A 6,789-nucleotide genomic window follows, 5' to 3' on the forward strand; every position below is an offset into this window, starting at 1 on the left:
GGCCGCGGCCGGTCAGCAGCCAGGCCGGCGTGGGCGCAAGCGCACTCAGTGCGCCGGCCACCATCACCAGCAACAGACCGTCGCGCACCAGTCGGCGGGAACCGCGCCAGTGGCTGAGTTGCCCGGAGGCGACGCCAAGCAGAAAGCTCGCCAGCGCCCCGGCCGACATTACCCAGCCAATCTGAAGCAGCGTCAGTTGCATGGCGCCGCGCAGGTCGAGCGCTGCCGGACTGGCCTTGGCCAAAGCAGTCGCCGCCGCGACGCCGGCCAGAAACGCGATGCTGACACCGCGCCAGTGGGTAGGGGTCGCGATCGCCATCGGGTTCAGGGTCTCAGATCAGATCGGCGGTCGCCGCCACGTAGCGGTCGCAGGCGCTGGCCGGCGTCAGTTCGGTGGTGCACAGCAGCAGGCAGTCGGCCAGTTCCGGATAGTGCTCGGCCAGCGGCAGGCCGCCCAGGATATGGCGAGCCAGCAAGCCATCGAGCAGCTGTGGCAGGTCGCCAGGCAGGCGCAGCACCGCCTCGTTGAAGCGGGGTCCGCTGAAGGCCGCCGAAACTCCCGGCAGGGCGCACAGGCCGTCGGTCAAGTGGCGCAGGTGGGCGTGGCTTTGCCGCGCCACAGTGCTCAGCCCGGCCGGCCCCATCAGGCTCAGGTAAAGGGTAGCGGCGGTTGCAAGCAGGCCCTGGTTGGTACAGATGTTGGAAGTGGCCCTGGCACGCCGGATATGTTGCTCGCGTGCTTGCAGCGTCAGGGTGAAGCCGGTCTTGCCGGCGCGATCCACCGTGCGACCGGCGATGCGCCCCGGCAGCTGTCGCATCAAGCCCTCTCGACAGGCCATGAAGCCCAGGTACGGCCCACCCCCAGCCAGCGGGATGCCCAACGGCTGGCCCTCGCCACAGGCAATATCGGCGCCCTTGGTGCCCCATTCGCCGGGCGGCTTGAGGATGGCCAGCGCCAGCGGATTGACCACGCCGATGACCAGCGCACCTGCCTGGTGGGCTGCGTCGGTCAGCAGGTCAACATCCTCCAGCACGCCAAAGAAATTCGGCTGCGGGATGACCAGCGACGTGACCCCTTGCCAGTCGATGCCGTCGATGTCAGTGTGTCCGGTGGCGGGGTCGAAACCTGGCTCAAGGACTTCGATGCCCTGCAGCGCGACGATGCTGCGCACAGTCGCGCGGTAGGCCGGATGCAGCGCGCGCGGCAGCAGCACGCGCCGACCGGTCGTGCCGTTTGCCCGCACCGCCATCAACACAGCCTCGGCCAGCGCCGAGGCGCCGTCGTACAGCGAGGCATTGGCCACGTCCAGCGCACACAGCCCGGCGATCATGCTCTGGAACTCGTACAGCACCTGCAGCGTGCCCTGGCTCGCCTCCGCCTGGTAGGGCGTATAGGCCGAGTAGAACTCGCCGCGACTCACCAGTTGCCACACGGCGGCGGGAATATGGTGCTGATAGGCGCCGGCACCCAGGAAGCAGGTCGGATTGCTGTCGCCCGCCGTGCGCTCGGCCAGCAGTGCGCCCACTTCCCACTCGGCCAGGCCTTCGGGTATGCCGGGCAGGTCGGTCAGGCGCAGCGCCGGTGGAATCTCGTCAAACAGCGTCTCGATATCGGGCACGCCGATGGCGCGCAGCATGTCGGTAACTTCCTGCGCCGTGTGCGGGATGAACGGCATCAGCTGGCCTCGATCAACGCGCGGTAGGCGACCGCATCAAGCGTGTCCGACGGCATGGCGGCGGCCCTCAGACGCAGCAGCCAGCCGCCACCATACGGGTCCTGGTTGATCTGTTCCGGCGTAGCGCTGAGTGTCTCGTTGATCGCCGCCACCTCACCTGCCAGCGGCGCGTACACGTCGGCGGCCGCCTTGACTGATTCCACCACCGCGCAGGCGGCGCCGGCGGGAAGCTGTTTGCCTGCCGCAGGGAGCTCCACGTAGACAAGATCGCCCAACTGAGCCTGGGCGTGGTCGGTAATTCCCACCGTGATGCTGCCGTCGGCCTCCTGGCGCAGCCATTCGTGGGTTCGGGTGTAGCGAAGTGTGTCTGGCACCTGGCTCAAGATGGGTCTCCGGTCAGGAATGAAGCCGGCAAGGGCCGGCGGGATCGTCAAGCGGCGACCAAGGGTCTGTCACGCTTGCATCAACGGTGGCAGCTCAAGGCGCAGCGTGCCTTCGCGCACGAACGGTGGCGTCACCAGTTGGCCTGGCAGGTCCCGATCGCGGATGCGTATGGTACAGACGCCCTCGGCCCCCGTTTCCACACGCGCCAAGCCGATGCCCCGGCCGACCGTGGGCCCGAAGCCACCGGACGTGAGGTGGCCGATCTGTCGGCCCTCCTGGAATACGGGCGCGTCGTCGCGCAGCACGCCGCGGCAGGCCAGCACCACCCCGGCACGTTGCTGAGCCGGTCCGGCGGTGCGCCGGGCGGCCAGAGCCGCCTGACCGATAAAGTCGCGATGGGGCGGCTCCCAATGCACGGTCCAGGCCAGACCGCATTCGAGTGGTGTGATGGTCTCGTCCATATCGTGGCCATACAGCGACAAGCCCGCTTCCAGCCGCAAGGTATCCCGCGACCCGAGGCCGGTCGGCCGGATGCCCGCCTCCAGCAGCGTCCGCCACACCTGCGGCGCCGAGTCGGCCGGCAGCATGATTTCAAAGCCGTCCTCGCCTGTGTAGCCGGTGCGTCCGACCAGCCAGTCGCCGTGCTCTGTCGCGGCAAAGCGGGCCAGATCAGCGGTCGCGACACGCAAGGCATCCGGCAACGATCGGGATGCCTGCGTACGAGCCAGTGGTCCTTGCACCGCCAGCATGGCCAGATCGTCGCGCGGCGTGAGGTCAACGTCAAAACCGGCCAGCTGGCCGCGCAGCCAGGCAAGATCGGCGTCACGCCGGGCTGCGTTCAGCACCACTCGAAAGCGGTCGGTACCGAGACGGTAGACCAGCAGGTCGTCGATGATGCCGGCCTGTTCGTTCAGCAGGCAGGTATACAAGGCCTTACCGGTGCCGATGCGCGCCACGTCGCCGCACAGCATACGACGCAGGTAGCTGTCGGCCTGCGGTCCGCTGATGTCCGCCTGCGCCATATGCGACACGTCGAACACCCCGGCGGCGGTGCGCACCGCGTGGTGTTCGTCCAGCTGCGAGCCATAATGCAGTGGCATGTCCCAGCCGGCGAATGGCGCCATGCGGGCGCCAGCGGCCAGGTGCAGGGCGTGCAAGGGAGTGGGGCGCAGGACGTCGTGGGGCATAGCTGGGGTCCGGGAGGATTGCTTGGCATCATAAGCCAAGCCAGCCCGACCTAGAATTCGTTCGTAACTCGATTGTCCGGAGACGCGTGATGCCCTTGTCGATAGATGCCGCCGATCGCGTTGCCGTGGTGCTGGTCGAGGCGCTGCCTTACATCCGCCGTTTCCGTGGCAAGACCATCGTCGTCAAATTCGGCGGCAATGCGATGGTGGATGCGCAACTCAAGCACAGCTTCGCACGCGACATTGTGCTCATGAAGCTGGTCGGCATGAACCCGGTGGTAGTGCACGGCGGTGGCCCGCAGATCGGTCAGCTGCTTGCTCGCCTTGGCATCGAGAGTCGTTTCGTGGACGGCCAGCGGGTCACCGACGCCGCCACCATGGACGTGGTGGAAATGGTGCTCGGTGGCCTGGTGAACAAGGAAATCGTCAATCTGATCAACAGCCACGGTGGCCAGGCGGTGGGCATCACCGGCAAGGACGCGGCCGCCATCCGCGCCCGCAAACTGACCCCACGGAGCACCGGCGACGCCGAATCACTTCCCGAGGAGATTATCGATCTTGGTCACGTCGGCGAGGTGGAGGCCATCGATACGGCGCTGATCGACCTGCTGAGCGGGCGTGATTTCATCCCGGTGCTGGCGCCCATCGGCGTCGGCGCTGACGGTGCGACCTACAACATCAACGCCGATACCGTGGCCGGTAAGCTGGCGGTGGCGATGAAGGCCGAAAAACTGATGTTGCTGACCAACACCACCGGCGTGCTGGACGGTGGTGGCAAGCTGATCCCGCGCATGGATGCTGCCACGGTGCAGGCGCTGATCGCCGACGGCACCGTCCACGGTGGCATGCTGCCCAAGGTGCACTGTGCCTTGGATGCGGTGGCCGGTGGCGTCGGTAGTGCTCACATCGTCGACGGCCGGGTGGAACACGCCGTGTTGCTGGAAGTGTTCACCGACAGCGGCGTCGGCACACTGATCGCCGGCGCCCTGGACGGCGTCTGGCCGGCGAGCTGAGCGCTGCACACGTTGCCAATGCCAGGAGAAACCGCAGTGGATGTGGACAGTCTTGTCCAAGACAGCCCCGAGGCGGGCGTATTTCGCGTACATCGGAAGGTGTTTCTTGATGCAGAGATCTTCGAGCGCGAAATGGAGCGAATTTTCGAGGCCACCTGGGTCTTCGTGGCCCTGGACAGCGAGATTCCAAACCCGCACGATTTCGTGACCCGGCACATCGGTCGCCAACCGATGATCCTGATGCGCGACGCCAGCGGGAGGCTCGGCGGCTTTCTGAACAGCTGTCGCCACAAGGGCACCTTGCTGTGTCCGTTTCGCGCCGGGAACCGCAAGTTCCATACCTGCCCGTATCACGGCTGGTCCTACGACAGCGCGGGGCGCAACGTTGGCATTACCGACCACAAGGATGGCGCCTACCCGCCGGCCTTCGATGCCGAGAACCACGACCTGATACCCCTGGCGCGGGTGGACAGCTATCGCGGCTTCGTGTTCGCGAGTCTGGCCGCGGACGTGCCCGGTCTGGATGAACACCTGGGCGATGCCCGGATCCTGCTGGACCTGGTCGCTGACCAGGCGCCAGAGGGACTTGAATACATCCCCGGGGAGGCGAGCTATACCTACGATGGCAACTGGAAGTTGCAGTTCGAGAACGGCCTCGACGCCTATCATTTCTCGACCACGCATGCCGCCTTTGTGGACATCGTCCGCCAGCGGCCACGCGGAGCGCCGCCTGCCAAACCACCTGGGGAAATCATTGCTGGCACCATCAGCATGCCGCGTGGGCACGCCATGTCCTGGTCGGTCGGTGCACCGGGACAGGAGCCGGAAAGCCGCCCACTGGTACGCGATGCACAGCTGCTGCAGCGGGTTTCGGACCGCGTCGGCGCGGCGCGCCTGGACTGGATGCTGCGCCAACGCAACCTGACGATTTTCCCCAATCTGCAGATCATCGACATCCAGTCCCTGCAACTGCGCACCTGGCAGCCGTTGGCGGTGGACAAAACGCGCATGAGTTCGCATTGCCTCGCACCGCGGGGTGAGAGCGCCCCGGCGCGGCGTTTTCGCATCCGTCAGTATGAGGAGTTCTTCAATGCCGGTGGTCTGGCCACGTCCGATGACAACGTCATGTACGCGCTGAGCCAGGGCGGTTTCGCAGCCACTGCGGCGGGCGACACGCAGGGCTATTCGCGCGGGATGGCGACGTCGCTTGCGGCGTCGGAGGCGTTCGCGGCTCTCGGGACGAGCCAGGCCCGCTACAACGCCAGTCCGGCGGGATTGTCCTTTGGCGACGAGACGGCTATCCATGCCGGTTACCGGGAATGGCATCGGCTCATGTGCAGCCGGTGATCTGACACAGCAGGACTTTATCCATGGCCGACCCGAACGCCACTGCCATAGCCACCGCGCTGCTGTACCTGGAATGCCGCTGCCTGGACGCCCGCGACTGGCAGCAGTGGCTGGAGGTTTACGACCCAGACGTCGTCTACTGGGTGCCGGCCTGGCGCGATGAGCACACACAAACCAGCGACCCGGATACTGAGATATCGCAGATCTACCATGACTCGCGTCGCGGGCTGCAGGAGCGCGTGATGCGTGCGCAGTCAGGTAAGTCGGTCACGGCGATGCCGCTGCCGCGCACGACCCATTTCGTGACCAACATTGAGGCCGAGTTCGAGAGCGCCAGCGAGATCTCGGTGCGGGCGAACTGGCTGGTGCAGGTCTACAACCCGCGCACGGAAACACAGCACAGCAACTTCGGCGACTACGATCTGCGCCTGAGGCAGGACGCGCGGCGCTGGGTTATACGCTGGAAAAAAATCAAGATCCAGAACGACCTGGTTCCGGCGTTGATCGATTTTTATACGCTTTGATCGCGGCTCAAGCCGCAACCGACCGCTGTCGCTGTCAGGCTAATCCGAGCAGGCGTTCGCTTTCCTGCCACAAACGCTCGCGCACGGCCAGGTCGTGCGATTTGGCTGAGGAACGCACGGCCTTGCAGTTGCTGAAATAACGCCCGGTGACGCCTTCCACGGCGGCGGAGGTGGCCAGGTACAGCGACGTGCGGGCGCCTTTCTCAGCCTTTGGAAGCAGCATTTTCACAAAGCCCGGCATGCCGCCAAGGTTGGTGTCGATCACGCCTGGATGCAGGCAGTTGACGGTGATGCCGAGGGCCTTCCAGCGCTGCGCCAGGTCGTAGGTGGCCATCACGCAGGCCAGCTTGGACTGTCCGTAGGCGGCGAACATTTTGTAGCCGCGTTCCCACTGCAGATTGTCGAAATTGATGGCGCCCATGGTGTGAACGCGCGAGCTCACGTTGATCACCCGCGACGGCGCGCCAGCGGCAAGTGCCGGCTCCAGCAGGCGGGTGAGCAGCAGCGGCGCCAGGTGGTTGACGGCAAATTGCAGCTCGAACCCATCGGCGCTGAGCTGGCGCCGCTCGAGCATCACCCCGGCATTGTTGATCAGCACGTGGATGACCGGGTGGGCGGCAATCAGCTCTGCCGCCAGGCGGCGCACGTCCGCCAGCGA

7 protein-coding genes and 1 pseudogene are annotated in these 6,789 nt (G+C 65.9%); 3 read left to right on the forward strand and 5 right to left on the reverse strand.

Annotation, left to right across the window (positions count from 1 at the left end; all coding sequences use genetic code 11):
* The 4 genes and pseudogenes from ABZF37_RS12960 to gcvT all read right to left on the reverse strand — a co-directional run.
* Positions 1-319, reverse strand: a pseudogene (locus ABZF37_RS12960) (MFS transporter); the annotation flags it as partial.
* A gap of 13 nt (positions 320-332) precedes the next feature.
* Positions 333-1,676: an aminomethyl-transferring glycine dehydrogenase subunit GcvPA gene (gene gcvPA, locus ABZF37_RS12965; RefSeq protein ID WP_372720586.1), complete on the reverse strand. Its 1,344-nt coding sequence runs from the start codon at positions 1,674-1,676 to the stop codon at positions 333-335.
* A complete protein-coding gene (gene gcvH, locus ABZF37_RS12970; RefSeq protein ID WP_372720588.1) occupies positions 1,676-2,059 on the reverse strand; it encodes a glycine cleavage system protein GcvH in 384 nt (127 codons plus the stop codon). Before gcvH ends, gcvPA begins: the two co-directional genes overlap by 1 nt.
* Positions 2,060-2,128: 69 nt before the next feature.
* A complete protein-coding gene (gene gcvT, locus ABZF37_RS12975) occupies positions 2,129-3,247 on the reverse strand; it encodes a glycine cleavage system aminomethyltransferase GcvT (protein ID WP_372720591.1) in 1,119 nt (372 codons plus the stop codon).
* Positions 3,248-3,336: 89 nt separating this feature from the next.
* Between gcvT and argB the strand changes: the two genes are divergently transcribed.
* From argB to ABZF37_RS12990, 3 genes are read left to right on the forward strand one after another with little or no spacing between them, the layout of a single operon-like run.
* A complete protein-coding gene (gene argB, locus ABZF37_RS12980; protein ID WP_372720593.1) occupies positions 3,337-4,260 on the forward strand; it encodes an acetylglutamate kinase in 924 nt (307 codons plus the stop codon).
* Between the two features lie 42 nt (positions 4,261-4,302).
* Positions 4,303-5,607: an SRPBCC family protein gene (locus ABZF37_RS12985; protein WP_372720595.1), complete on the forward strand. Its 1,305-nt coding sequence runs from the start codon at positions 4,303-4,305 to the stop codon at positions 5,605-5,607.
* Positions 5,608-5,630: 23 nt separating this feature from the next.
* A complete protein-coding gene (locus ABZF37_RS12990) occupies positions 5,631-6,131 on the forward strand; it encodes an aromatic-ring-hydroxylating dioxygenase subunit beta (RefSeq protein ID WP_372720597.1) in 501 nt (166 codons plus the stop codon).
* Between the two features lie 34 nt (positions 6,132-6,165).
* Here ABZF37_RS12990 and ABZF37_RS12995 read toward each other — a convergent pair.
* Positions 6,166-6,789, reverse strand: a 624-nt coding sequence (locus ABZF37_RS12995; RefSeq protein WP_372720599.1) for an SDR family NAD(P)-dependent oxidoreductase, incomplete at its 5' end; no start/stop codon positions are given.

The sequence above is a fragment of the Immundisolibacter sp. genome (assembly GCF_041601295.1).
Taxonomy (GTDB): domain Bacteria; phylum Pseudomonadota; class Gammaproteobacteria; order Immundisolibacterales; family Immundisolibacteraceae; genus Immundisolibacter.